Annotated in this window: 27 protein-coding genes; 12 read left to right on the top strand and 15 right to left on the bottom strand. The window is 39.3% G+C overall.

Annotation, left to right across the window (positions count from 1 at the left end; translation table 11 throughout):
- The first annotated feature begins 83 nt into the window (after positions 1-83).
- From udk to H5126_RS13300, 3 genes are all read left to right on the top strand, one after another.
- Positions 84-716: a uridine kinase gene (gene udk / locus H5126_RS13290; protein WP_024596281.1), complete on the top strand. Its 633-nt coding sequence runs from the start codon at positions 84-86 to the stop codon at positions 714-716.
- A 17-nt stretch (positions 717-733) separates the two neighbouring features.
- Positions 734-1,960, top strand: coding sequence for a NupC/NupG family nucleoside CNT transporter (locus H5126_RS13295; protein WP_182720264.1), 1,227 nt, complete (start codon positions 734-736; stop codon positions 1,958-1,960).
- 294 nt (positions 1,961-2,254) lie between these two features.
- Positions 2,255-2,965: an ABC transporter substrate-binding protein gene (locus H5126_RS13300; protein ID WP_024605581.1), complete on the top strand. Its 711-nt coding sequence runs from the start codon at positions 2,255-2,257 to the stop codon at positions 2,963-2,965.
- A gap of 2 nt (positions 2,966-2,967) precedes the next feature.
- On the opposite strand, the gene H5126_RS21385 is transcribed toward H5126_RS13300, so the two are convergent.
- The 13 genes from H5126_RS21385 to H5126_RS13365 form a co-directional block, all read right to left on the bottom strand.
- Complete coding sequence (locus tag H5126_RS21385; protein ID WP_310736035.1) at positions 2,968-3,723, bottom strand: transporter substrate-binding domain-containing protein; 756 nt, start codon at positions 3,721-3,723, stop codon at positions 2,968-2,970.
- A 110-nt stretch (positions 3,724-3,833) separates the two neighbouring features.
- Positions 3,834-4,043: a cold-shock protein gene (locus H5126_RS13310; protein WP_002959120.1), complete on the bottom strand. Its 210-nt coding sequence runs from the start codon at positions 4,041-4,043 to the stop codon at positions 3,834-3,836.
- A gap of 240 nt (positions 4,044-4,283) precedes the next feature.
- The gene (locus tag H5126_RS13315) at positions 4,284-5,000 is read right to left on the bottom strand and encodes a hypothetical protein (protein ID WP_182720263.1); all 717 of its coding nucleotides are present in this window, start codon (positions 4,998-5,000) and stop codon (positions 4,284-4,286) included.
- Positions 4,997-5,737: a hypothetical protein gene (locus H5126_RS13320; RefSeq protein ID WP_024595838.1), complete on the bottom strand. Its 741-nt coding sequence runs from the start codon at positions 5,735-5,737 to the stop codon at positions 4,997-4,999. The genes H5126_RS13315 and H5126_RS13320 overlap by 4 nt, the downstream gene beginning before the upstream one ends.
- Positions 5,724-6,077 (bottom strand): cupredoxin domain-containing protein, encoded by a 354-nt coding sequence (locus H5126_RS13325; protein ID WP_182720262.1) that lies wholly within the window; start codon positions 6,075-6,077, stop codon positions 5,724-5,726. The genes H5126_RS13320 and H5126_RS13325 overlap by 14 nt, the downstream gene beginning before the upstream one ends.
- Complete coding sequence (locus H5126_RS13330; RefSeq protein ID WP_182720261.1) at positions 6,070-7,383, bottom strand: ATP-binding protein; 1,314 nt, start codon at positions 7,381-7,383, stop codon at positions 6,070-6,072. The genes H5126_RS13325 and H5126_RS13330 overlap by 8 nt, the downstream gene beginning before the upstream one ends.
- A 26-nt stretch (positions 7,384-7,409) precedes the next feature.
- Positions 7,410-8,069 (bottom strand): response regulator transcription factor, encoded by a 660-nt coding sequence (locus tag H5126_RS13335; protein WP_024595841.1) that lies wholly within the window; start codon positions 8,067-8,069, stop codon positions 7,410-7,412.
- 7 nt (positions 8,070-8,076) lie between these two features.
- Positions 8,077-8,724 carry a hypothetical protein gene (locus H5126_RS13340; protein WP_182720260.1) on the bottom strand — a complete coding sequence of 216 codons (648 nt, stop codon included), beginning with the start codon at positions 8,722-8,724 and terminating at the stop codon, positions 8,077-8,079.
- Between the two features lie 21 nt (positions 8,725-8,745).
- Entirely contained in the window at positions 8,746-9,516 is a 771-nt protein-coding gene (locus H5126_RS13345; RefSeq protein ID WP_182720259.1) for an SDR family oxidoreductase, read from the bottom strand.
- Entirely contained in the window at positions 9,513-10,202 is a 690-nt protein-coding gene (locus tag H5126_RS13350) for a TenA family transcriptional regulator (protein WP_182720258.1), read from the bottom strand. The genes H5126_RS13345 and H5126_RS13350 overlap by 4 nt, the downstream gene beginning before the upstream one ends.
- Positions 10,195-11,664: an AMP-binding protein gene (locus H5126_RS13355; RefSeq protein ID WP_182720257.1), complete on the bottom strand. Its 1,470-nt coding sequence runs from the start codon at positions 11,662-11,664 to the stop codon at positions 10,195-10,197. The genes H5126_RS13350 and H5126_RS13355 overlap by 8 nt, the downstream gene beginning before the upstream one ends.
- Complete coding sequence (locus tag H5126_RS13360) at positions 11,661-12,314, bottom strand: thermostable hemolysin (RefSeq protein WP_002959142.1); 654 nt, start codon at positions 12,312-12,314, stop codon at positions 11,661-11,663. Before H5126_RS13360 ends, H5126_RS13355 begins: the two co-directional genes overlap by 4 nt.
- Positions 12,315-12,466: 152 nt before the next feature.
- Entirely contained in the window at positions 12,467-14,548 is a 2,082-nt protein-coding gene (locus H5126_RS13365; protein ID WP_182720256.1) for a TonB-dependent siderophore receptor, read from the bottom strand.
- Between the two features lie 168 nt (positions 14,549-14,716).
- Between H5126_RS13365 and H5126_RS13370 the strand changes: the two genes are divergently transcribed.
- From H5126_RS13370 to H5126_RS13390, 5 genes are all read left to right on the top strand, one after another.
- Entirely contained in the window at positions 14,717-15,340 is a 624-nt protein-coding gene (locus tag H5126_RS13370) for a fused MFS/spermidine synthase (RefSeq protein WP_182720255.1), read from the top strand.
- Positions 15,333-16,217 (top strand): spermidine synthase, encoded by an 885-nt coding sequence (locus H5126_RS13375; RefSeq protein WP_182720254.1) that lies wholly within the window; start codon positions 15,333-15,335, stop codon positions 16,215-16,217. The genes H5126_RS13370 and H5126_RS13375 overlap by 8 nt, the downstream gene beginning before the upstream one ends.
- Before the next feature lie 133 nt (positions 16,218-16,350).
- Positions 16,351-16,818, top strand: a complete 468-nt coding sequence (locus H5126_RS13380) for a MarR family transcriptional regulator (RefSeq protein ID WP_182720253.1) — start codon at positions 16,351-16,353, stop codon at positions 16,816-16,818.
- Positions 16,819-16,826: 8 nt separating this feature from the next.
- The gene (locus H5126_RS13385) at positions 16,827-17,891 is read left to right on the top strand and encodes an HlyD family secretion protein (protein WP_165723799.1); all 1,065 of its coding nucleotides are present in this window, start codon (positions 16,827-16,829) and stop codon (positions 17,889-17,891) included.
- 10 nt (positions 17,892-17,901) lie between these two features.
- Complete coding sequence (locus H5126_RS13390) at positions 17,902-18,951, top strand: DUF2955 domain-containing protein (RefSeq protein WP_138490145.1); 1,050 nt, start codon at positions 17,902-17,904, stop codon at positions 18,949-18,951.
- Positions 18,952-19,064: 113 nt separating this feature from the next.
- Here the strand turns inward: H5126_RS13390 and H5126_RS13395 are convergent, their stop codons facing one another.
- The gene (locus tag H5126_RS13395; protein WP_002959155.1) at positions 19,065-20,222 is read right to left on the bottom strand and encodes a benzoate/H(+) symporter BenE family transporter; all 1,158 of its coding nucleotides are present in this window, start codon (positions 20,220-20,222) and stop codon (positions 19,065-19,067) included.
- Between the two features lie 378 nt (positions 20,223-20,600).
- Between H5126_RS13395 and H5126_RS13400 the strand changes: the two genes are divergently transcribed.
- Positions 20,601-21,305: a hypothetical protein gene (locus tag H5126_RS13400; protein WP_182695288.1), complete on the top strand. Its 705-nt coding sequence runs from the start codon at positions 20,601-20,603 to the stop codon at positions 21,303-21,305.
- Between the two features lie 120 nt (positions 21,306-21,425).
- Positions 21,426-22,169, top strand: coding sequence for a zinc-dependent metalloprotease family protein (locus H5126_RS13405; RefSeq protein ID WP_002959157.1), 744 nt, complete (start codon positions 21,426-21,428; stop codon positions 22,167-22,169).
- Positions 22,170-22,259: 90 nt separating this feature from the next.
- On the opposite strand, the gene H5126_RS13410 is transcribed toward H5126_RS13405, so the two are convergent.
- On the bottom strand, positions 22,260-23,480 hold the full coding sequence (locus tag H5126_RS13410) for an alkaline phosphatase family protein (protein ID WP_039488828.1): 1,221 nt from the start codon (positions 23,478-23,480) through the stop codon (positions 22,260-22,262).
- A 162-nt stretch (positions 23,481-23,642) separates the two neighbouring features.
- On the opposite strand from H5126_RS13410, the gene dgt reads away from it, so the two are divergent.
- Both dgt and H5126_RS13420 read left to right on the top strand, forming a co-directional pair.
- Positions 23,643-25,109 carry a dGTPase gene (dgt, locus tag H5126_RS13415; RefSeq protein WP_138490139.1) on the top strand — a complete coding sequence of 489 codons (1,467 nt, stop codon included), beginning with the start codon at positions 23,643-23,645 and terminating at the stop codon, positions 25,107-25,109.
- A 72-nt stretch (positions 25,110-25,181) separates the two neighbouring features.
- Positions 25,182-26,825, top strand: coding sequence for a cell surface protein (locus tag H5126_RS13420; RefSeq protein WP_182720252.1), 1,644 nt, complete (start codon positions 25,182-25,184; stop codon positions 26,823-26,825).
- Positions 26,826-26,915: the final 90 nt, after the last annotated feature.

Consider the following 26,915-nt stretch of genomic DNA (forward strand, 5'->3'; position numbering starts at 1 on the left):
AGCGAAGCAAAAGAGATTAATCGTGTCTTTTTTGCTATTGTGATCTACCAACAATATATCCTTCTGTGTGGGTGAGAACTTTAGTGACACGAACTACTATTATAGCTATTGCAGGCGCGTCTGCGTCGGGCAAATCTCTTTTTAGCCAAACTATATACAATGAATTGGTTAATGAGCTTGAACCAGGCGCTATCGCCATTATTGAAGAAGATGCTTACTACAAGGATCAGTCGCATTTACCGATGGCGCATCGTACGCAAACGAATTACGACCATCCTGATGCATTTGAACATGCGTTAATGCTTGAGCATTTAACACAGCTTCGTAGTGGAAATTCAGTTGAAGTACCAACGTATGATTATGCACAGCATACACGTAGCGAGAAAACTCGCCGAGTGCCTGCTGCTAAAATACTCATTGTTGAAGGTATTTTATTATTGAGTGACAAAGCGCTTAATAAAGAATTTGATATTAAGGTGTTTATAGATACACCTTTAGATATTTGCTTAATGCGCCGTATGCAACGAGATATGGAGCAAAGAGGCAGAACATTACAATCTGTTGTTGAGCAATATCAAGCAACTGTTAGACCGATGTTTTATCAATTTATTGAGCCTTCTAAGCATAATGCTGATTTAGTTGTGACTCGAGGCGGTATGAACCGTGTTGCGATTGATATTATTAAAAGTAAAATCAAATATTTACTACAAGAATAATAACGGGAAACATGGGTATGACAACATTTATGAGCTTAGTTGGCATGGTTGTGCTGCTAAGTATTGCTTTTGCGGCTTCAACAAACCGTAAAGCAATTAGTTTAAGAACCGTTGGTATAGCGTTTGCCATGCAAGTTGTTATCGGCGGTTTTGTTCTGTTTTTTGAAGCAGGAAAAAATGTATTAACTAGCATGTCGGCAGCCGTTTCATCGGTAATTGGCTATGCAAACGACGGTATTGGGTTTTTATTTGGCCCGCTAGCGTCACAAGATACACTGGGTTTTATATTCGCAATTCAAGTATTGCCGGTTATTGTGTTTTTCTCAGCGCTTGTTGCTGTTTTATATCACCTTGGCATTATGGATTGGATAATTAGGATTTTAGGCGGCGGTTTACAAAAATTATTGAAAACCTCTCGCACAGAATCGCTTTCAGCGACAGCAAATATTTTTGTTGGCCAAACTGAAGCACCGCTAATAGTTAAGCCATTTATAGCAACAATGACTAAATCGGAATTGTTTGCAGTGATGGTAGGTGGCTTAGCCACTGTGGCAGGCTCTGTAATGGCCGGTTACGTTATTATTGGCGTAGATCTTAAGTATTTAATAGCAGCGAGCTTTATGGCTGCTCCAGGTGGTTTTTTAATGGCCAAGATGATTGTGCCAGAAACTGAAACGCCTAAAGATAACTTAGCTGATTTAGATTTAGATGACGAAGATAAGCCTGTAAATGTAATTGATGCAGCTGCATCAGGTGCAGCAAACGGTATGCATTTAGCACTTAATGTAGGTGCAATGTTACTTGCTTTTGTAGCGCTAATTGCACTACTAAACGGTTTATTAGGTGGTATTGGTGGGTGGTTTGATTACCCAACATTAACGCTTCAAGAAATATTAGGTTATGTATTTGCTCCTGTTGCATGGTTACTAGGTGTGCCATGGGATGAAGCAATTATAGCCGGCAGCTTTATTGGTCAAAAGATAGTAGTGAACGAGTTTGTTGCTTACTTAGACTTTATAAATTATCGCGATACGTTAAGCGCGCACACACAAGCAATTGTTACTTTTGCTCTATGTGGCTTTGCTAACTTATCATCGATAGCCATTTTACTAGGTGGGTTAGGCGGTATGGCGCCTAGTCGGCGGAAGGATATCGCACGCTTAGGGCTCAGAGCAGTGTTAGCAGGATCTATGGCTAACCTTATGAGCGCAGCAATTGCTGGGTTTTTCCTCTCGCTAGCTTAGAAACTTATTGAGATGAACACCGGTGTTGCAAAACAAGAGGATAGCGCTTTAAGGGGTTAAAGCTCTATCTGACTTGAACGATACTTCACCAAGGGCCGCAAGGCCCTTTTATCGTTTTAGGCCTTCCACATTTATACACTCCCCCACCTTCAAGCTATTTAACCTTATTTATGGTTATATATAACTCAAATAAACCAATATCTTAGTAACAAATTCACATAAATATTTTTTGTGTTTTTCGTATTTTCAGCCACACTTATATTACTTAAGCTAACCGACTAACGATCCGCTATTGTGAAATATATTCTTTATTCTCTTTTTTTAATTTGCTCTGTGTATGTTCAAGCAAAAGAACCCATCCTTGTTGTTACAGAGTTAGCACCGCCAAACCAGGTGTTGATTGATGGTGAGGTAGCAGGTGAAGGTACTCAATTTATTAGAGATATATTTGCTGAGGCTGATCTAACACCTAACATTCAAATGTACCCTTGGGCACGTGCTTATAAAATTGCAGATGAGCTTAAAAATACCTTTATATACAGCCTTGCACGCACTGTAGAGCGAGAAGACAAATTTTATTGGATAGGACCTGTCGAACGTTTTGAACTAGGCTTTATTGGCCTATCAGAGCGAGATGATCTTATTATAAACACTACTGAACAAGCTAAAGTGTACAAAATTGCTATGCAGCGCAATGATTTTTCAACACAAACCCTCGCAAAACTGGGGTTTGAAGTTGTTTTAACCTCTGATATTCAAAAGTCATACTCTTTACTACTCGCTAAAAAAGTAGATTTAATTGTAGACGATCCTTTATATATGCAGCAGATGAGTGATTATCTAAAGCTCAAACCAGCACACTTAAAGTTTATTTATAAAATAGATGAGCTAACAATTGATGCTTATTTAGCTGCGAATAAAAAAACAGATATGCATTTAATAGAATCACTGCAAGCTGCATTTTTAAAAATAAAGCAAAAGAAAGGGCTGCCTTACAGGTACTAACATTAGCGCTTATAACGTTTTTTATAAGCCGAAAAGTTATCCTTCTTTTTAAGCTTTTCAAACTCCCTATTAAAACGCTCTACAATGTAATTGGGTACTGATTTATTAAACGCGATGTAGTTACCTGCTATCTCAGGTAATGGTAATTCCTGCAGCCTAACGACATCGTCTTCACTATACCCAAAAGGCGAAAGTTGATAACCAATGGTGTATTCAGATCCTAAAATCAAATCTATCTTACTATTTAAAAATAAGTGCATGTACTGCATTTCATCGCCTATAGCTAAAAGGTTTTTACCTGATTCAAACCCTACTTTTTTTACTATAGATTCGTAAATATCCCCTCTTACAATAGCAAGTGAAAACTGCTTTGCATCATTTAGGTTATTCATTTTAAGATTGGTATTCTTTTTAAGCTTATAAAAAAATGTTTGACTAGATGCCAAAGGCCCAACCCAGTTAAATATAGGAGCTCTCTCAGCCGTTTTAGCAATAGAGATAATGCCAGAATGCTCTTTTTTTTGAACTAAGCTATAGGCTCTTTTCCACGGCAGCATTTGAAAATCACACTTTATGTCTGAAGCAATACATACATCTTTTACAATATCGAGATTTATGCCAACAAGCTGACCCGCTTTATTTTCAAAGTTGTATGGCGAAAAATGCTCAGTGTAAATTGTGAGCTCAAAAGCTTCAGCTTGTGCATAATAGCTGAAAAAAATAAAAAAGAGTGAAAGGAAGGACTTAATAATAACAATACCTACTTGATAAACTTACATTAATAATAGGTGCAGGTTGAGTTGAGTCAAATTTCAGACACAAAAAAAGCGCCTTAAGCGCTTTTTTTCATTTTACTTAAAAAGTAAAATTATACAGCTGTGATGTTATCAGCTTGAGGACCTTTTTGACCTTGTGAAAGAGTGAACTCTACACGTTGGCCTTCAGCTAAAGTTTTGAAACCTTCGCTTTTGATTGCTGAGAAATGTGCGAAAACGTCTGGGCCATTTTCTTGCTCGATGAAACCAAAACCTTTAGACTCGTTGAACCACTTAACTGTACCTGATACGATGTTAGACATTGTAATATCCTGATATAAAATAAAAAATATGCTCATGTGAGCGGGTGTAGCAAAAAATGAGATGGTACTTTAAAAACTTCAGGACGGTACTACAAGTATTACTTATACAACATCGAAATGGAGATTTATAGCTTACATGCTTTCTTTCTAGCTGCAGCCCACTATATAGATTTTTTAAAATATGTCAAGTACCTATCTATAATCAGAGTGATAAACAACCAAAACCGCTTTCCTTGGTTATTAAAATTCAAATTCTAATGCGAGCCTAAAACTATGATTTTTTTCTGATTGGCTTATCTCAGTGATAAAACCCGCTTCCCATTTTAACTGCTTTTGTCCATCAAAACGCTGCAAACCTATAAACCCAGGCCCTATGCCAACAAAGTCTTCTCCTACGTACACCTCAATAGATGGCTGAAAAGCAGAACGATAGCGATAGCGATATTGCGCTCTAAACTCGCTTTCCCATTCATTTTGAATATCCTGCCCCCACTCGTACACTAAAAGGGCATTCATAGTTAAGCTTGTTTTGCCAAACTCTTTTTCGATCACAAAACCCGAAGTTGCTTCATACACATCTTCATTATGTTTTTTTTCAAGCTCAAATAATGCCCCCCAATCAGCCCATAATTTACCTTGCTCAATTAATTGCCAGCGTAGTTCAAGCTCATAAGCTTCTAAACCAAAGTCGCCGTTGTCATCTCGCTCACCAACTAAATAGCCTTCTAGTGCCATTGTATCGTTAATAGCACCGCCACCACCCAAACGCTGCGCTAGTATGTTGCCACTATCTGTTTGGTGCGACACTAACCGCCATTCAAACTCTCGCTCAAAAGGTAAAACATAGGGGTGATATACCTTATCAACAACAATTCCATCGGCCTTTGCTGGGATTGAAAGTACCAACAAACAAAAAACGGTAAAGCTAAGCGCTAAATATAGGTTGAGTGCTTTCATACACGTTCCTTAGATATTGAAGCCGAAATAACATAACAAAGTGATAAAAATATCACGCTACTAGTACTATATATAAGTACACTCATTAGATCAGGGGTAGCCTCGTAACCAACAAGAGCACGCAGTACGCGCCCGAGCTCAGAGTTTTCGCTTAATACATCGCGTAAATCCCACACGGTTGCGGTGTTGGTAATTAAGTCTATTTGGCTTGCCAAATCCAGTGCAACTAATAACTTAGCCGCGCTGTTAAAAGCAAGCAAAGTAAAAAGCGGATACATACCAAAGCGGTGCTTAATTGCATTCATTAAAAAGTACAGCAATACGCTAAAACTTAAACAAATTCCAACACCTAATAAAGTGCCAATAAATAAGCTTTGCCCTGCATCATTACTTTGCCAAAAACTGGTGAGGTAAATAATATAGTGGCTTAAATACAATGTTATTGTGCTTATAACAGCAATATAAAAAGCCGCTGATTTTTGTTTTATTGCAAATACTAATACGGCTATAAATATAGTAATACATAGCCCTATTTGTGAGTACTCTAGCCCTTGGTGTTCAAACCACTGGCTCACCCACGACGCACTTTGCATGTACAAAAACGACATGAGCGCGCCAATTAATAAAGCAGATCCTATTTTTAAAGCGCTTTGTTTTTTAACTACTTGTAGTAGCACTAATAAAATAGCCACAGGTAGCAATTGATTAAGGCTCATGACTAAACTAGTTATTAGCATGCTTCGCCTCCTCATCACCAACTATTACAACGCCCCTTGCTGTATTGGGCGAAAACTCACCAAAAAATTCGTAATACCCTTTACTAAGCGGCCCTATATAAATAATGCTTTTACGGTTTGGGTAGAGTACTTTTTCTCTGTTTAGATCAAAGCTATCAAACTCTTCTGGTGTGCTGTCTTGGTTTTCTATCAATAATTTTACTTTTTTATTCGCGGGAATGGTAATTTGCGAGGGATAAAACAAATGATCTTTTAAAATAATAAGGTACTCTTTACTCGCCGCGTTAAACGACAAAAGTAGCAAACAACAAAGGCACCGATTAAATAAACGTTTAGTCACTTTTTACTCCTGTAAAAGTAACCTTAACGGTTAGTCCGCCTAAAGGGCTATTCGCTAAATGAATAGTTGCGCCATAAATAGCAATTATGTGTTGAACAATCGCCATACCTAAACCGGCACCTTGCTCGCCTGATGGATGCTGATCACCACCTACGCGATAAAAGCGATTGAATATTCGCTCTTTTTGCTCTTCAGTCATACCCGCACCAGAATCATCAATTTGCCAACTAAAGCCGTTATTACTTGATACTAATTTGATTATAATTTGACCATTATTGGGTGTGTACTTTATGGCATTGCTAAGTAAATTAGCGATGAGTGTGGTTAATGTAAATTCATCACCATTAATTACAAAATCATCGCCTTCAAGACTAATGGTTTGGTTTTTTTCATCTATTTTGTCGTATTGATCCGATACGACTTGCTGAGTAATCGTTAGCAATGATTGTTCACTAAACTGCCTCTGCCATTGTTCAGGCTGAGTGCGCCCTAAAATTAGCATTTGCTCGACAATATTACTTAAGCGATTAATGCCCTGCGACATAGCTTGTAATTCTTGATGGTCTTGCAGATTACTTTGTTTATTAGCCAAATTATGTACGTTAATTTTTAAACTACTAAGTGGAGTACGTAATTCGTGAGCTGCATCTGAGGCAAAAAAGCGCTCCCGTAAGTAGGCCGTTTCTACGCGTTTAAATAAGTCGTTTAAACGATTAATAACCGGTTTAATTTCCTCGTCGGTTACTTGCCAGTTAATTGGCGTAAAGTCGTTCGCTTGGCGAGACGCCAACTGCTTAGATAATCGGGTAAGAGGGACTAATGCGTATTTAACAAAAAAGCTAATAAAAATAGCAAGCAGAGGGACTGCCCAAAGCATAGGTAACATTGCAGATAAAATAACGGCTTCAGCTAATTCAAAACGCTTTGCCATAGGTTCAGCAACGATGACTTTACGGGTGTTTTTACTCATCACAAATACCCGCATACGCTGCCCTGCTACATTGGCCGTTTGAAAGCCCTCGCTAAAACTAATTTGGTTATTCGTTAAACTCGATGAGCCACTAAGTAAATTATTATTTTGCCAAATTTGATACAACAACTGAGCGCTATTATTACTTACTTGTACTGCATCTGTGCTTAGTGCCAATGGTTGCTCAATTAAAACGCCAGCTACTATTTTAAGTTCATCATCAAGCAAACTTTCGCCGTGGTGCATACTTTTTTGATAGCCTTTTACTAATGCTAAAAAGCAAGTTAGCACCATCATTGAAAGTAAAATTAAGGTCAGACGTTTACGAATAGACATTTTCAACCTCGAAAAACAAATACACTCTAACGCTTACCAACCACGTAGCCAATGCCACGTAAGGTTTTAATAAAATCACTAGGGAATTTTTTACGAAGATGATGAATATGCACCTCTATGGCATTAGAGCCAACTTCTTCACCCCATTGGTAAAGTTTGTTTTCGAGTTGTTGTTTTGATTGTACCCTTCCCTGATTTTCCATCAGCGCTTTTAAAAGCATGTATTCTCTTCGCGGTAGCGTAAGTGACTGCCCACTTAGTTTAACTGTATGAGCAGAGGTATCCATTACTACATCACCACAGCGCAATAAGCTTGACTGAGTTTGGTTAATGCGCCGGCTTGCTACACGTAATCGAGCAAATAACTCAGCAGGGTCAAACGGCTTTGCAAGGTAATCATCTGCCCCCATATCGAGCCCTTGGACTTTGTCGTCAATACTGCCGCGAGCAGTTAAAATAACCACAGGAATAACTTTTTTTTGCGCTTTAATATGCTTTAAAACTTGCGAGCCGTCGCCATCAGGCAATCCTAAATCGAGAATAACAAGCTCAATCTCACCACTAGAAAGGCACTCTAAGGCGTGCTTTACTGTGCCACTGTGCTCTACGCTGTAGCCCTCTTGGCGCAAAGAGCGAATAAGCCCTTGCGCCACTAAATGATCGTCCTCAACGAGTAATAAATGCATTATCTGTTTATCTTTTTAATTTTTTATCTACTTTTGCCAATAGCTGACTTATTGCTTGTTGACGATATTTATCTGCTTTTGCCCGAGTATCACGAATCCCAGCAGCTTGTGCTACAACTAGTCGCACTTTAGCTTGTTTATAATCGCCTTCGTCATACAAGTATTCACCGTATAAGTAATTAGTATCAATGCCTTCGAGATTAAAAGCGAGCGCTTGTTTAAATAATTTTTCAGCTTTGTCGTCATCACCAAAACCAATTGGCCAACCAGGTACTTTGCTATAAAGCGTTGCAAGGCTTGCGTAAGCTGAGCCATTTAATGCAGTGCCATCAATCGAGAGTGCATTTTCGAGTGACGCTTTTGCTTCTTTTGCTAAACCAAGTGCGCCCAAGCCCCCTTTTGCGCCAGCAAAGCTGGCTAACACAATGCCATTCCAAATATGTGTTTGCGCTGAGCTTGGATAGTTTTTAACAAATAATGCGCTTTGCTCACTTAGTTGCGTAAACGCGTCTATTTGCGCATCGCCTTCAAGTTCGTAATTAGCAATTGCCCACTTTTGTTGAATATCGGTTAAGTCTTGCGCTTCATCTGCGTTTACTGCAGTTGCAAATACAGAGGTTAGTATTAAATAAAATGCGAGTGTAAATTTATACATAATTTTGCCCTTGTGTGTTTGTTAACTTAAAAAACGTTTAATTTTAGGAAGTTGCTTTGCAATAGCGTTATCAACAACGCTTGGGAATACGCCATTTATGCGTGCAAATAATTTTTCAGGAAAACCAATAAAGCGCCTTGTTTGGTTTGAACTTATAAGTGCTAATAACTCTTGAGCAACTAATTCTGGCGAGTCCATTTTATTACCGAGCTCTTTATTCATTGCCCTCGCTTTACTGCTATTAATAGATGTATCTGTTGCTCTTGGTGCTAAATAGGTCACTTTAATGCCTGAGCCGTTAAGCTCACGCGAGAGCGCTTCTGTAAAGCCACGTAAACCAAATTTACTGGCGCAATAAAGCGTTTGAAACGGGTAGCCAATACTGCCAAACGATGATCCCACGTTAACAATGGTGCCTTTGGTATACGCTAACTGTCCTAAAAATAGCTGGCATAATTTAATAGGCACCGACAGATTAGTAATGAGCATATTATCTATTTGCTCATTACTTGTGTGCTCAATGCTTTGCATCGTATTTATACCTGCGTTATTAATAAGTAATTTAACGCCGCCGAGTTGCTTGGCTTTTATTGCTAGGTTAATACGTGCTGTATCGTCGGTTAAATCGCCCGTAAATATTTCACTGTCTGGGCATGCACGGCTCAGTTTTTCAAGAGCTTGGGTATTTCGCCCTACAAGTAGTAACTTCCACCCTTTTGCATATAGGGCTTTAGCAATCGCTTGCCCTATTCCGCCTGTTGCACCAGTGAGCACACACAAAGAACTACTCATGCCAATTTGCCTTGTGCACTTGCTTTAAAAAATGGTTCGTCATCGAGTCCACGAAATATATCGCCGTATAAACGATAAAAGCGCTTTGCACCATGAAGTATGGCTTGCTGATCCGCCTCGTCTGTTATCTGGTTCATTAGGTTTTCAAAAAACTTTACATGCTCTATATCAAGCGCGCCGTGAGAGGTTAAATAACTAAATGCTTTTTTAGGTAAACCCACAGCATTTGCAATGTTTGAAGCCGCGCCATCCGCAAGCGCTATAGAAGTGCCTTCAAGCACATGCACCATGCCAAAAAAGCTCAACGGATTTTTACGTGCAATGGAGTCGTACGCATACGACACCATCATTTCGGTAGCAAATTGCGGCTGACTACACCGTACTGTTTCTTTGTCAAAACCACAGGCTGCAATGTCATTAAGTACCCACTCTTGATGACCAATCTCTTCTTCAATATATTCTGCGACTGCTTCGCGCAGCCATTCTTGTTCGTCGGTTAATCGTGCACCAACCGACATCATTAATGGCACAGTGTGCTTAACATGGTGATACGCTTGTGCTAAAAACGAGGCGTATTCTTCAAGTGATGCTTCGCCTTTAAAAACACGCTGGATAATCGGCGCTGCAAGCAGGTAGTTTTGCTCTTGTTTAGTTTGCTCTTTAAGGGTGTTAAAAAAATCACTCATTAATTACTTCTCCAAGTCGGTAAAATTGCTCAAACACAGCATGGTACTGCTTACTTATGGCATCTCGTTTTGGGCGATTATTTGTTGTTAATAATCCTTGTTGCACACTTAATGGGGCAGCTAAACGATGCCACTTTTGAATTCGTGCATAGTCGGGTAGTTGTTTATTAATTTCGTTAATGTACTGCGCTAACACTGGGTTACTTAGCTTTGTATCGGCGTAAATAATGGCACTGAGAAAAGGTCGCCCCTCACCAAACACAACCGCTTGTAAAATACCGCTTTGACTGAGTAATAGTGATTCAGGCCACTCGGCACTGATATTGCGCCCCATACTGGTAATAATTAGATTTTTTAATCGGCCTTTAATAAATAAGGTATTTTGATGCTGTTCGACCAAGTCGCCAGTTGCATACCACTGGTTTTTGTCGTGAGGTTGATGGTTTAAGTAACCTAAAAACAAATCGCCTTTTATAAAAAGCTGACCATTTTCAATTTTGGTTTGAATATGAGGTAACACAGAGCCGGCACTGTGGATGTTATCGTTTGTGGGTGTATTTAAACTAACGACAGATGCCGCCTCAGAAAGTCCATAACCTTGGTAAACCGGTAAGTTTAAGCTACGCGCTTTAACTATTAGCATTTCGCTGACACGCGCACCACCTACGGCAATAAACTGTAACGAACTAGGCGGTTGCCAACCATCTTCTGCAAAAGTAACTAAGCATGCTAATAGTTCAGGCACTAAAATAAGCGTATTTGGCTTAACTTTATCAATCGCAGCAATAAGCTGTGCGGGCTGTTTTAATGCAGTACCAACAAAGCCTAATTCATTTAACGGCATTAAATGCACTGTACCGCCACTTTTTAAAGGGGCATACACACCGGCTATATTTTCAAGTAATACAGCAAGCGGCAATAAACATAAATGCACAGGCTTTTTAATATTAATTTTATCGCACAGAGATTGAGCTACCTGCATTTGACTCTTTGCAGATAAACACACGCCTTTTGGTTGCCCAGTCGATCCTGACGTAAATGTTACTTTTTGAGTTTCTGGAAAATAACTGACGGCTTTAGCTACAACGATTTCGTAAATATATAATGTGTAAAGCTCAAATAAAGTAATAGATGCAGTCGGCTCCCCAAATAAAGGGGTTACCGTGTCACTAATAAATACATTAGCGCCGCATTGTGCTAGTACATATTGGGTCTGTTGTTCACTAAAAAAGTGAGCAATTGGCACAGCCACTTTATTAGAAACCGCAGCAGCGGCATCAATAACAAGCCAAGCTGGCGTATTATCGAGCTTATAAGCGATACATTTGCCGTTAAAGCTTTGTAGTACTGTTACTACGTTTTGTATTTGCTGGTTAAATTCACCACTGTTAATTTCACGTGTTAGATCTTTATTATGGGCAATAATTAATGGCGATACTGAATGTGTATTATAGTAATTCATACATTCACCAATGCGTTTACCAACGAATTGATATTTGAGTGGTTTTGCTGCATTAAACTATAAAGCATTGGGGTATTTAATACTTGTTGATGAGCTTGCTCTAAGCTCACAACGCATACGGTAGGCTGATTAGCGTAGTAACTTCCCCAACTTAGCGGATGCTCCACAACAAAACTGTTTGCCACAGCAATTTCAGTGCAGTTAACGCCTAATAAGCGCAGCAGTGCACGCACTTTTTTAGTGGCGCAAAATACTAAATGTTTTGCTCCTACACTTTGCAGGGCTTCATTAACAACAATAAAATGCCCAAGCGTTGCTTTGCGATGTGTAGAGCATAGATTGCCAAGCTCAAATACTTTATTACGCTGTGTGTTCTCAGGTAAAAAATGCTCAATGGGCTGTGCTAAGTATTGCTCTATAAATAGAGGGGCTGTTGCTTGCCTTAAACCCAATGTGCATTGCCCTTCGTTTGTCGTGTATTGGCAAAGTAATGGCATAAAAGAGGTAAGCGTGGCGTTGTAAGCGACTAAAAACCCTTCTTTAACTGTGTTTTCTAACGCACTTCTATGCTCATCATTAACGCGAGCACTAACAAAGCGTGAGTTATTTTGAATATAAACGGGTGATGAAGGTAGGTGTGCTAATTGCATAAACATCGCTCATATAAAGTGTATGTTTGTAACTTAGCGAGCGAAACTTAAAGAAAACTTAAGAAACCTTAATTTAAATAAAAAAGCGCCTTAATTATTAAATTAAGGCGCTTCAGGATGAAAACTGTTTAAAGGCTTAATAAGCTAAGCTATTAAAAATTATAAGCTATCGACATTTTAAATTGCGTAGGCGCCCCCGGATAAACCCACAAAGCGTTGTAACTACTTTGAGCGTAGTCTTCATTAAAAATGTTATTAATGCTCACATTTAGCTCTGTTTTATCTGTTAAATTTAATTGACCAAACAGGCCGACCAATTGGTAACTTGGTAGTCTAAAGCTCAAATCTGCGGCATCACCTAGGCGGCTGCTGGTATATTGGTAACTTGCACCAAATTCAAGCTCTTTACCCATTAATGCTGTTTGATGGCTAAGTGTAAGGTTTAGATTGTTTTTTGGTACATTTACCAGTGGGCTGCCTTTTTCTATTGGCACGCCCCAATCGGCATTAATAATGTCGTTTGCTGTGGTGGCATCTATATAGGCGTACGATAAGTTAAATGCTGTTGCATCGGTAATATAGGTATTTAAATCAAGCTCAAACCCTTTGCTATCAGCTTTACCAATGGGAGCCGAAAAACCAACGTTTACTGGATCTGCCACTAACATATTACTTTTAGAAGCATCAAAAAGTGCCACAGTACCGTTTACACCTAGGTATTCAAACTTAGCACCAACTTCAAACGAGTCGCTGTACTCAAAGCCAAACGGGTCGCCGTTTGCATCAGTACCGCTCAGTGGTAAAAAGCCTTCAGAGTAACTGCTGTAAAAGGTTATTGTATTATTTAGTTCGTACACTACGCCAACGCGTGGGCTTATTTGGCTCTCAGAACTGGTTGAAAATACACCGCTGTTGGTTTCTAAAATATCTTGGTCTACGCTATCAAATCTAAGGCCAAGTAAAAGTTTAAACTTATCAGTGATATCCATTTGATCTTGAATGTAAATACCGTAAGCGTTTTGCTCTTCATCATTTTCATAAAGTAGCGAAACAGCAGGACGTTCACCAGAATAATCAGGCTCAAAAATATCAATAGTATAAGTGCCATTACCGCCACGATAACGAGAAAGCGCCGTGCGCAAATCGTATTTATATGCATCAATACCTATTAATAAATGATGCGTAATGCCGGCTGTATCTAAACGTCCGCTAACTTCAAACTTTACACTTAAATCTTCTACTTCGTAGTCGCGATAGCGCTGCTGGCGGGTAAGTGTGCGGCCATCGTCAAATAACGATTGGCGTGACGGTGCAAGTTCTGCATCTGACGAAAAACCCGTTAAGCTAGAGTCTCGATAATTTGCACCTACAACGAGTGACCATTCGTCGTTAATATCGTGGTTAAGCGTAATTTGGTGGCCTCGAGAGTAAACCTGCGTGTCTCCATCGTTTGGGTTACCCAAATAGCGCGAGCTTGGTACGGTGTCAAAATCGTTATCGAGTACGACAACACCACGGTCGAATAGCTGAGCTAAATCTACGTATTCAAACTCATAAGTTACACTGGTCGATGCGTTTATTTGATGATAAATAGACGGCGTAATCACCTTTTTATTGGTGTATACCTCATCGCGGTAGCTGTCACTATCTTGCCATGCGCCATTTATTCTAAACGCGGTGGTATCGTTAATGCCGCTGGTGTAATCGCCTTCAACGCGATTAAAACTGTCGCTGCCTAAGCTTAGTTTTAGCTCACCTTGTGAATCAAACTGTGGCTTTTTAGTTACAATATTTACAGTCCCGCCTGGCTCTGATCGCCCATAAAGTGCTGAACCTGGGCCTTTTAGTACTTCAATGTAATCAATGTTAGATACATCACGCGGGCCGCTAAAACCACGCCCACCGCTAAAGCCATTAACTAAATAGCCCGATGGCATGTTTTCGTTACCCGAAAGGCCACGAATAGAAAAGCTATCCCACAATGCACCGCTATTGTTTTTACGTGAAATACTAGCTGAAAAATCAAGCGCATCTTGTAGTTGAGTAATTCCTTTTTTATTAAGCTCAGCACTATTAATACTAACTATAGATTGTGGCATTTGCTTTTGAGGAATATCACCGCGATAAGCTTGTTTATAAGTGACAGATATTTTTTCGATTTCTTCTTTTTGATCTTGCGCAATACTGGGCGCACTAATTCCTAGGCAGGCTAAATAAATTAAAGAGTACTTCATGTGATTGATTAACTAAGCAAGTGTTATAGTATAACAAAATTGTAGCATGTGTTACTTTATAACAAAACTTCTTTTTAAAAAATCACTGAGCGATTAATTAATGCACTAGCGACTGCCGTGTCATCACGTTAGTATAGTGTTCTACTTAAGTTACATAACGATAATTATATGAGCATAAAAACAAACGCGTTAATTTACTTTTTAGCTTTTTGCAGCGGTTTTTGCATTATGGGGATTGAACTTTTAGGAGGGAGAATTCTCGCCCCTTTTTTTGGTAGTAGCGTACATATTTGGGGCAGTATAATTACAGTATTTATGCTTAGTTTATCTTTTGGGTATTTACTTGGCGGTAAACTCAGCACTAAAAATGCATCACTTACCAAATATGGTTTAATATTTTTAATAGCCAGCATTATGGTGGTGCCTATTACATTATTTTCGCAGCCAATAATGGAATTTATATTTACCCATATTGAAGATAGCCGCTACGGCTCACTCTTTGCGTCAAGTGCTTTATTTTTTATACCTACCGTTATTTTAGGCATGATCTCGCCCTACTCTGTGCGCTTACTAGTAACCGATAGAGATAAAAGCGGCCAAGTGGCTGGGCGTTTATACTTTGTAAGTACGCTTGGTAGTGCACTGGGTACTATAATTACCTCGTTTTACTTTGTACTCGCGTTTGACGTAAATACTATTATTAGCGCCTTTGCTCTAACGCTTGGGTCACTGGGTTTAGTCGCGATTGTAATTAATACCTTGGCTAATAATAAGGAGCTTGCTCATGCTTAAATATCTACTACTGCCGTTAATTGCATTTTCGGGTTTTGCGTGCAGTAAAGTTATCCACGAAGAGCGCTCGCTTTATCGCAATATTATTGTTGAAGAAACGAGCAACTTACGTTGCCTTAAATTTAATACTAAAAGTAGCCAAACAAGCCAAAGCTGTATGTATAAAAACAATCCCGACAAACTTGTTTTTAATTACACTAAACTTACTTTTGCGAGCCTTTTAGTAGCCGATAATCCTAAAAATGTACTTATTATAGGATTAGGAGGCGGTACGCTTTCTAACGTTATTCATGAGCTATACCCCACTGCAAAAATTCATAATGTTGAAATAGATCCCGCAGTAACTAAAGTTGCACACGATTACTTTAACTTTATAGAAAACGATTTAGTGACATCAAGCGTGCAAGATGGCCGTATTTTTATAAAACGTGCCGCAATTAAAAAACAAAAGTACGATTGGATTATTTTGGATGCATTTAACGGCGACTATATTCCGGAGCATTTGCTTACTAAAGAGTTTTTTGAAGAAGTACAAAGCGTATTAGCCGAAGGCGGTGTTATAGCTGCAAATACGTTTTCAAGTAGTAAACTTTATCAGCATGAGTCGGCAACTTACCACGCTGTATTTGGCGACTTTATAAATGTAAGTCGCGAAAATCGTAGTAATCGTATTATTTTAGCGGGACTTAAATCAATGCCGAGCGAAGCGCAAATTAACACGCGTGTAAATGCTCTCGCCCCTAAATTAGTAAAATACGGTATAGACATAAAAGCGATTAGCCAATTTATGCAATTTACTAAAAACGACCAAGATTGGCCCGCAGATACAAAAGTACTTACCGATCAATACTCCCCTGCTAATTTACTTAACTTTTAAACTCCTGCTAAACCTCACCATTTCTACAAGTGAGGTTTAGCAAATATTTTACCATTTCCCACTCTTTCATATATTTACTTAGCAAGCTAAGTAATGATAAAATAGTTAGCTTGCTAACTATGTTGGGATGGCTATGCCTACACACAAACCTTTTCACGAAACACTCGATTTAACTGTTATCGGTAATATGGGCCGAGTTCATCGCTTATGCCGCGAAGCGGTAACCATTGCAGTTGAGCCTTTAGGGCTTACTCAATCGCGCTGGACTGCACTAATGCATATTAGTATGCGTGGTGAGGGACTAACACAACTTGAGCTTGCTAATAGCTTAGGGATAGAAATGCCTTCATTGACTCGTACGCTTAAGCAATTAGAGGAGCAATCGTTAATTGTTCGCCGTGTAGACAAACATGATAAGCGCAGTAAAAGACTCTATTTTACTGAGCAAAGTGATGCCATTTTACATTCATTGCAAGAGACTATTTCCGATATAAAAAATCAGTTATACAGCGGTTTATCTGTTAAGCAACTAGATGCGATTGCATTTGGTTTGATCAAAATAGAGCAAAACGCCCTTAAATGTATTCAAGTTAATAAGTAAGGCTAAAAATGACACCGGATCAAAAGTTTGCACGCTATGTAAGGTTTTCTCTCATAGGGTTTATCTTAGTATTTATTTACTATTTAGTGGCCGATATGGTTTTGCCTGTGACACCACAAGCACGTGTTTATCACCCTGTTGTGCAAATATCACCGCAAATTAGTGGCCGAGTCACTAGTGTGCAAGTTAGTAATAACCAATCAGTTAAAGCAGGCGATATATTATTTAGTATCGATGAAGGCCCATATAATTTAGCTAAAGAACAAGCTCAACTCGCCCTTGATGATGCCAAATTACAAAATAAACGCCTTGATACCAATGTTAAAGCGCTTGAGGCACAAATAAGTGCTGCAAACGCTAAACAGCATGAGCAAAAACTATTAAAAAGCAGAGGCGAAAAGCTCTATAAGCAAAAGTCTATATCGGAGCAAGAACTTGAAAGCATTCGTGCTAATTTTGAAGCGAGTAAAGCAAATGTTGCAGCCCTTGAAGCGCAGTTAGCTGAAGCGGTTTTAGCTAGAGGTGACTCAGGGAACAAAAACTTAGCCATGCGCCACGCTGCTAACCAGTTAGCGCAAGCTGAGCTAAATTTATCCTACACAAAAGTGCGCGCATTAAGTGACGGCGTAGTTGCTAACTTACAATTATTAAACGGCGCATACGCAGTTGCAGGCAGCCCGTTATTAGCTATTGTTGCTAAAAAGGCAGATTTAGTTGCCGACTTTAGAGAAAAGTCACTCACAAATATGAAGCAAGGCACCCAAGCGCGCGTAGTATTTGATAGCCGTCCAGGTGAAGTTTACGACGCAATACTTGAAACATTTGAAGCAGGCGTTAGCAGTGGTCAACTTAGTGCTAATGGTTTACTAAGTACAACAGAAACCAGTAATCGTTGGGTGCGTGATGCACAGCGTCAACGCATTCACTTAAAGCTCATTAATCATCAAGACTTAATAGCAAACATGCCTAGTGGCTCACGTGCAACAGTACAATTATTACCAGAATCAACAATTGGGCAATGGTTTGGCTCTGCACAAATCAGGTTTATTAGCTGGTTACACTACATTTATTAATGGAGGCTTTATGACTCAAATTGTTAGCCAAGGCCCACAATTAGACTCCAATGGCCTTCGCCAAGCACTGCGCATTGCAGGTGGGTGTACCCTTGGCTTTACTATTAGTAAATTAATGAACTGGCCCAATGGTATATTTTTTACCGTTTATCCTATGTTGATATTGGGCATGGTACCTACGTTAAGTCGTGGGCTTATAAATCAATTTATAGCATCTGCTGCATTTAGCGCACTTATAGTGCTGATAATGCAGGGATTATTTTCTCACTTACCAGTCGTTATGACATTGTTAGTGTTTGGTGTTTTCTGCTTTTTATTTCATAAAATGAGTAGCGGTAGTGCCTTTTTATTTGGCGCTTTAGGCGTGATCAGTCTTTCTATTCAGCTGCATTTTTCCAGCTATGTTGATCAAGGAAGCAGTATTTATCCATTAATTTTAACTAATGGTTTGGCTATATTTTTAACCGTTATTATTGGAGCATTAATGCATGGCCTATTTCCTGATGTAACCGCAAGGCCCGGGCGAGTAATGCCAGCTAAAGCAAAAGAAAGTATTCGCCATGAGGTATTGTTATGCTCAACCGTGGCTACGCTCTCTTTTGTTGTTTTTCAGGTTCTTGATTTACAAGACTCAATATCTGCGCAGGCAGCTTCTGTGCTTATTTTATTTTCGTTGTGCTGGAAAGCCGCAGGTATGGCCGGTTGGCAGCGAGCAATTGGAACGCTTATAGGCTGTAATGCAGCGTTACTATCGCAACTATTTTTGTATAGTCACTCTGATTTTTTACTTTTTCCGATGGCTATTTTATGGATACTTTCGTTTGTTTTTGCGCGCTTTCATATTTTAGGCGGAGGCATACCTGGCATTGGTTTTGGTGTATTGACTACATTTGGTATTTTGTTTGGAAATTCACTCGGGCCAGGCCAAGATCTTGTTTATAGTGCAATGTACCGGTTTAGTTCGGTATCTGTGGCTATAATCTTAAGCTTATGTGTTGTGTATGTTATGCACCATATACTTAATCGGTTTAGCGTAACTCGCCATCATACTTATGATTAGGTAAACCCTGTTTGTAAAACTAAAGGCTGCAATTGCAGCCTTTTTAATAAGCTTGGTTAAACTATTTTAATCATCTATATGAGCAGTATTTTCGCTTTACATATTCACAGTTTTTAGTCTTTCCTGGTGATAATAAGCGTTAGCACACCCGCTATAATCCCCCAAAAAGCAGACCCCACTGAAAGTAATGTTAAGTTAGATGCAGTTACTAAAAAAGTGACTATTGCGGCCTCAGTATATTCAGTACTACTAAGGGCTTGCTGCAAACTATTAGCAATGGTGCCAAATAGCGCAATGCCCGCCAAAGCTAAAATAAGTGCCTGGGGTAAACTTGCTACCAAGCCAACTAATGTAGCTGCGCACAACGCCATTAAAATATAAAATACGCCAGCCGCTATACTCGCCCAATAACGTTTATCATGATTTTTATCCGCCTCATCACTCATACATATAGCTGCGGTAATCGCGGCTAAATTAATAGAGTAGGCTCCAAAAGGAGCGCTAAGCATATTTACAAAGCCAGTAACATTAAGAGATGCAGATATAGGCGCTTTATATTTATGTGCTTTTAAAACCGCAATACCCGGTAAATTTTGCGAAGTCATGGTAACTATATAAAGTGGTAAACCTATACTAATACATGCTTGCAAGTGGAAAGCGGGTTCAATATAAGCAAATTCGCTCATTTTCCAGTGCAGCGCGCTGGTATCAATATGGCCCATTTGCCAAGCGAGTAATACACCTATAATAAGCACGCTTAACATAGCAAAGCGGGCAAAAAAGCGTTTACCAATAAAGTACATAACGACCATTAAACCAATTACTAAAGGCATGTCGTTCATAAAATTAAACACATCGATACCAAAGGTAACAAGCACGCCGGCCAACATGGCGCATGCAAGCTCACTTGGAATACGGTTCATTATTTTTTCAAACCAGCCCGTAACCCCCGACAAAAACACGAGCAATGCACTGAGCATAAACGCGCCAATAGCCTCATTTAAGTTATACCCTTGGGCACTTGAAATAAGTAATGCAGCTCCCGTGGTAGACCACGCAATTAAAACAGGTACTTTGTAATAGTACGATAAACCAATTGACGTTGTGCCCATCACTAACCCGAGCATTAAAATCCAACTAGCTACTAAATCGGGCGTACCACCAAGGGTTATCACTACCTGATAAATTAATGCAATAGAACTCGAAAAACCAATAATTACAGCCACAAGTCCTGCTGTAATTCGGTTAAGCAACTGATCAGACACCTTCATAAATTCCTCGTAATGCATTTATGCAGCTCACAACATACGTGCCCAATAATTACATTGCAATTAGCGATTGGTTTACAAAAGGTGAAATAAATTCACTTTTTATTTTTCATTGTAATTAACGTCAAAAAGTCACTTTTAACCATTGTATTTAACTAAACAAACAAGTACCTACAACTGCGCCAAAGCCCGCGTAAACACTACTAAAAACCAATACTAAAAAGAGCAAAAAACACACCAAAAATAAATATCCTTATATTTTATAAGGAATTATAAAATTAAGAAATAATTCTTTTCGGTTACATTTATTATCTTGATCTAATCCATTTAATAATATAAAACGTAACAAATAGTTAACCAAAAACACTAAAAGAGAAACAAATGAAGAGATCTGTCGTCTTACTAATTGCTATACCATTATCGGCATTTGCAGTTTATGGGCTATTTTTTAATGCAGATGAAACGGGCGAACCTATCGCGCCTGTTGCTATTGATTTTGTTCCTATTGATTTACAAAAAACGCGCAATACGCATCCCCCTGCACCTATTGATATGAGTAAAGATCCAATTACTGTTAAACCCATTGCTGCCCCTGACAACAACTTACCGTTTGAAGAATTTGATGCCGTAAATCGCCTATCAGACAAAGCAAAGCAAGTGCTTATAAATGCAAAAGTTTTACCGACTGACTTACATAACGAGGCCTATATTGAGTTTGATTTAAATTCTTTACAGGCGTTAGAAACTGGCGAAAACTTTGATTTAGCTATTCCGCAAACAGCCGAAACATTCACCGCAGAAGTGACTAATGTGGTTGAGTCTGAAAATGGCGATAAGAGCATATTTGGTAAAATAGTGGGTGTTGACGGTCGCATGCATAATACCGTTTTAACGGTAGGTAAAGATGCCGTATATGGCCAATTTACTGCACCTTCTGGCAACTATGTATTCGAAAGTAAAGGTAAGTACGGATGGATTGCAGCAAAACGCGATTTATATAAAAGCCACATAGAGCATGAAGTAACCGCACCAAAACCCAAATCAGATAAAAGCATCGATATATTTGCACCAAAAATTGATGGCTAACCAAAAAATATAAAAAGCAATTAAAGCCGCACTATAAGGCAGCTTTAGTGTGTCTGCTTTTTATGATCTCAACCAAATTAAAAACAGTTCCAACCACAACAAGAGTAAGGAAATACAATAATGAAAAAAGTAATCACAACAACAGCACTGGCTGCGGCATTATGTGCAGCAAGTGTTGCACAAGCAGAAACAATCGATATCGGTATTTTATATACCGACCAATCAGCTGCCGCAACTAGTAATATTGACACTAAAATAAATCAACTAATTGCTTTTAGTAATCAGGTATATAGCCAAAATGGCGTTGATATAACACTACGCTTAGCTGGCAAACAAAACTTAGGTGACTACGCAGTAACGCCGTCTGAGGATTGGTTAGATTCGGTTACAAATAGCAGCTACGTAGATGGTTTACGCAGCGATTGGAAAGCCGACATGATTGCCGTATTAGGTACTGGCCAAAGTGCTGGCAATGGGCTTATTTCATGTGGTTTAGCGTGGGTTGGCCAAGGCACTAATGGCAATCTATATAGCTCAATGAGCAGCCGTATGTACTCAATCACTGCAATTGATTGTGGTGCAACTACATTTGTACACGAACTTGGTCATAACCAAGGTTTAGCGCATTCACGCAAACAAGGTGACACATCTGGCGGTGTATATGTAGATGGCATGGGTCATGGCGTACAAAATGAGTTTGCAAGTATTATGGCTTACCCGCACGTTTACGGTAGCGCAACTCAGTACGATTACTTCTCTAACCCTAACTGGAGCGTAAATGGTATTGCTTTTGGTATTACAAACCAAGCGTATGCAATTCGCACGGTTACTGCTACAAAAACAAGTATTGCTAACTTTAAATAAGTAGCGCATTAAAAAGTGGGCTAAATAGCCCACTTTAAAGTTTTAACATGTTCTTCCCTGCAGAGCGCTTACGCGCTCTTATAGATTAAGCTAATGCACAACCACTTTTTGCTTAATTGCTGGCATTAATGTTTTACCATTGCCATCTACTTTGTTTAACAATTTAAGCCCCATCACTTTTGCAAGTACTGGGTAGATATCAAGGTTACTCACTTCTTTAAGGCTTATACCTTGTTTAAATGCAGGGCCTACAGCAATAAATGATGCTGCCATATCCTCGGTATATGCATAACCGTGAGTCCCTAAATAGGTTGGTTTTTTACCATTGGTAAATACCGCTGGCGCTGTAGTTTGCACCACAATATCGCCTACGCGAGTGCCTTTATTGTAATGGTACGCTGCTAACTGCTCGTCAGTTAATACTGTATAACGACCGTTTGCTGCTTTTTGTAAACGAGCTTTATAGCCGGCTATATCCGCATTTATTGCATCGGGTTGAGTGTATATGAGTAAACGTGGACCGGTGTTTTTAACTAAAAAGTTTTCATCTTGAGGCAGTGTGGTTACATCAATACTTTTATCTGGATCTATACTCGCCATACCATGATCCGAGACAATAACTAAGTTTACCTCTTGCTCTAATTTACTTAAGCGAGTTTGTAATTGCCCCATTAATTCATCAAGCTGTTTAACTGCATCTCGCGTTTGTGGTGCGTCTGGTCCAAACTCATGGCCCATGCTATCAACTAGCGAAAAGTAACTCGCAATAAAACGTGGGCGCTGTGCTTTTGGCAAACTTAACCATTGAATAATTTGATCAACACGGCTTTGGTAATCGCTGTATTTAGAATAGTGATAAAAGTAATCTGGTGTCATGCCGTTAAATAATGCATCTGACTCAGGCCAAAAATAAGTAGCCGATTTAAGCCCCTGCATTTTTGCTAAATTCCAAAGCGGAATCCCCTTCACCCAAGTGCTATCGCCCAATGCTTTGCCCATGCTGTAACAGTCGTTTTTACGCGCTTTATCACAAAAGCTATTATCAACAATGCCATGGTTTACCGGCAATAAGCCCGTAATAATAGAAATATGGTTAGGAAACGTTTTAGTTGGATAAACAGGTATTAGTTTTTGTGCGCGAACACCGCGCTCGGCCATTGCTTTTAAATTTGGCGCACCGTGTTTTTCAATATAATCCCAACGCAGGCCATCAATTGATACAAGCACCACAGTTTGCTCTTTTGCAGCAAATGCGCTGTTCATTCCTAACATTAGGCAAATTGATACTGCCTTTAAAATCCACTGTTTCATTATAAACACCTATAAATGCACAACAATTACTCAAAAAATTATTTTAAAGCAAGTTGTTACTTTATGATACAAACTGATAGATTAAACCCTGTATATTAAAGACAAATGACTATGTGCTAAAAACTATGCCAGTCATCAATTGTAAAAAGGATAAGTATAAAGATGACCATAGATTTTAGTAAAAAAATAACGCCAGCACGAATGTATCGCACAACCTCTAACTTACAAATGGCGCTAGAAAGCGACCGTGGCCGGATTATTAACAGTGCCGCTATTCGCAGGCTTCAGCAAAAAACCCAAGTGTTTCCGCTTGAGCGTAACGCAGCTGTTCGTTCGCGCTTAACTCACTCGCTTGAGGTACAACAGGTTGGTCGTTTTATAGTGCAACGTATTTTTGCAAATTTAAGCTACCAACAACAAAAAGATTACGGCTTAACCGACCTAGAACGCCCCCTGGAAAGCTTAGTAGAAATGGCCTGCCTAATGCACGATATAGGCAACCCACCGTTTGGACATTTTGGCGAAGCTGCAATAAACCACTGGTTTAATAACAACCTAGCAAGTGTAACACCCGAGCGCTGCAAAGAGCCCAATACCGGTATAGGTGTTGTTTTTAAACACCTTGCGCTTGATATTTGTAACTTTGAAGGCAACGCTCAAGGCATACGTATAATTCATTCGTTGCAAACGCTTAATTTAACTTACAGCCAAAGTGCTGGTATTTTAAAATACACTCGCCCTGCTGGGCTTGATGTAAAAGACATACCGCAAAATAAAAACTACTTAATGAAGAAAGTGGGTTACTACTACAGCGAAAAAAACTTTGTTGAAGCGCTACAAAAAGAGCTCACTATTGAGCCATATTGCCGCCATCCAGCAAGTTATATAATGGAAGCCGCCGACGACATTTCGTATTGCCTAGCCGATATAGAGGATGCTGTTGAAAAAGGGATCATAAGCACCGAATTCTTATGTACACAGCTTAAAAGTCATTATAAAAAAGCACTCATAAACCTAACAATAGACGACACAGAGCACCAAACTTTTGTAGATAAAGCAGTTGACTACGCACATGAGCGCGCCAAAGCACAACCGTATAACTTTAACAGCGAATTTTTTATATACCTGCGCGTAGCACTTTTACATCCGCTAGTTGGACATGCTGCAAAACGCTTTATTGAGAATATAGAACCTATTTACCATGGCGATTTTAACCAAGCACTTTTAGAAGATAGAAGCCATCTACACGCTGTAACCAAAATGCTAAAGCAAGTGGCACTTGAGCATGTTTTTTCAAATAAAGAAGTCGAAAAATTAGAGCTGCAAGGTTATAGAATAATTAATGGCTTACTCGATTGCTACAAACCGCTACTGCAATTGAACAGCGATGACTTTAGGCGCGCTCTGAATGGCGATTCACGTTTATTAATTGAGTCGCGACTTGTAAAAAAGCTCTCTAAAAAGCACTTAAATAGTTACCAACACGCAATAGATGCGATGCAAGAAGAGCCCGATCACTTCGCAGCGTACGAATTTTATTATCGCTGTAGATTAATTCAAGATTATATAAGCGGTATGACAGACCAATTTGCTTACGATGAATATCGCAGCCTTATGGTTATTGATTAGTCGTATTACTCTGGATAATTTTCAATTTTGCGCTTAAAATCAAACTATTAATATTTAAGCGCGCATAACTTTATGATATCAAAACTAATTAGATTTACCCTTTGCTTTGCCCTATTTTATAGTGCGCAAAGTGCTGCCTACAACGAAGCTATGTGCATTTTAATTAAACAAGAAATGCAGCAAAATAGTAATAATAAAGCGAGTCAAAAATATCGTAAGGCAGCGCGTGATTACAAAAACAACTGTAATAAGCCAAAAGAAATTCAAGCACAACCAAAGCCACAGATAATAGAGCCAGAGCCAGCCATTATTACTCAGCCACAACCTAAAATTGTTGAACCTGCCCCTTTAATACAACTCACTGAAGAAGCTGTTAAAGATAGCATCAACGAGCAAACACTTAATTTAACTGATGATCAAAAACAACAAATTAACGATCAGCTAAATACCAATAGTAACGAAATAGTAATTGATGCAGAGCCAACAACAGCAGTACCCGAGCAAGTAGTTACAGAGCAAAAAAACGAAGCTGTGATAGAGCAAGTAAAACCGGCGACGCCAGAGCAAAACGTTCAACCTACGCCTGAAAAGTCTGTACCTGTAAAACCAGCACCGGTGTTAACTAAACCAGCGCCAGTTATTGCGCCGCAACCTATAGCACAAAGCCCAAGCTCGTTACTTTTACCCACTTTAATACTTGTTATAGTGGTACTTATTGGCGCTATGATAGTCGTGCGCCTGCGCCGTGCAAAACAAAGTAAAGTGATGGCAGAACCGACTATAGCGGCTCCACCTGAAGTTAAATCAGAAAAAATTGCTACGCCAGCTAAACCTGAAACTACAAAAGAGCCAGAGATTGAGCCTGTCGTCATCAACGAAGTAACTCAAAATAATAAACCAGTTGAGAGCAGCGTAGAGGCAAATGAAGAGCCTTTAGAGCCTACGAACACTACACAAAATGCTGATATTGAACATACACCACCGCAAATTTCAGATGAGCAAAACAACGTAGCTACACAAGTGCAAACAAGCGAAATTGAGCCTACACCGCTTAACTCAATTGATACTTTAGAGCAAACAAGTACCGCTACGTTTAACGAAGTAAAGCAAAAACCTGAGCCTAATACAGCCGAGTTTGAAGCAGCAGCAAAAACAACCTTAGAGCGTATTAAAAATGCCAGCAGCTTTAATGAGCCAGAAGTACGCGACTTTGATCCAGATGCAAAGCCTGAAAAAAAACAACGTAAGCACCATACAGCGCAAGTAACGGAGCCTGCGCCAATAGAAGCCGAACACAACACTGTAGAGCCGGTTATTAGTACTCCTGAGCCAGTAACAGCGAGTGAGCCGGTTGTAGATTTACACGCACCAGAGCAAATAGCTGACGCTCAATCGACTACATATACAACAGAGCAAGACTTTAAAGAACCAGAGGTACGTACATTTAACCCAGATGCACCATTACCTGGTGAAAAGCCGATGCCTAAAAAACAAAGCGCAACACCTGAGCAAGCACAAACAACACCGCCAGTTGATGAGCCACAAAGTGAGCCTAAAAAAGCAGACAGTAACAATCCATTTGCTAACTTATCGTTAGACTCAAGCTGGGATCCTGACTCAACTGAAAAACCCAAAATAGAAGAGAAAAAACGCGCGCCTAAATCGCAAGCATTAATAGATGCAGAAGAACGCGCTAAAAACATGCAAACCAAATAGTAAGTTTTAAAGTAGCGCCTCATATTTGAGGCGCTGTTTTAGTAACTAAATAATTAACTGCTTTTTTACCGTATTACTTACACTCTTATC

The sequence above is a fragment of the Pseudoalteromonas sp. SG45-3 genome (genome assembly GCF_014164075.1).
GTDB lineage: Bacteria > Pseudomonadota > Gammaproteobacteria > Enterobacterales > Alteromonadaceae > Pseudoalteromonas > Pseudoalteromonas distincta.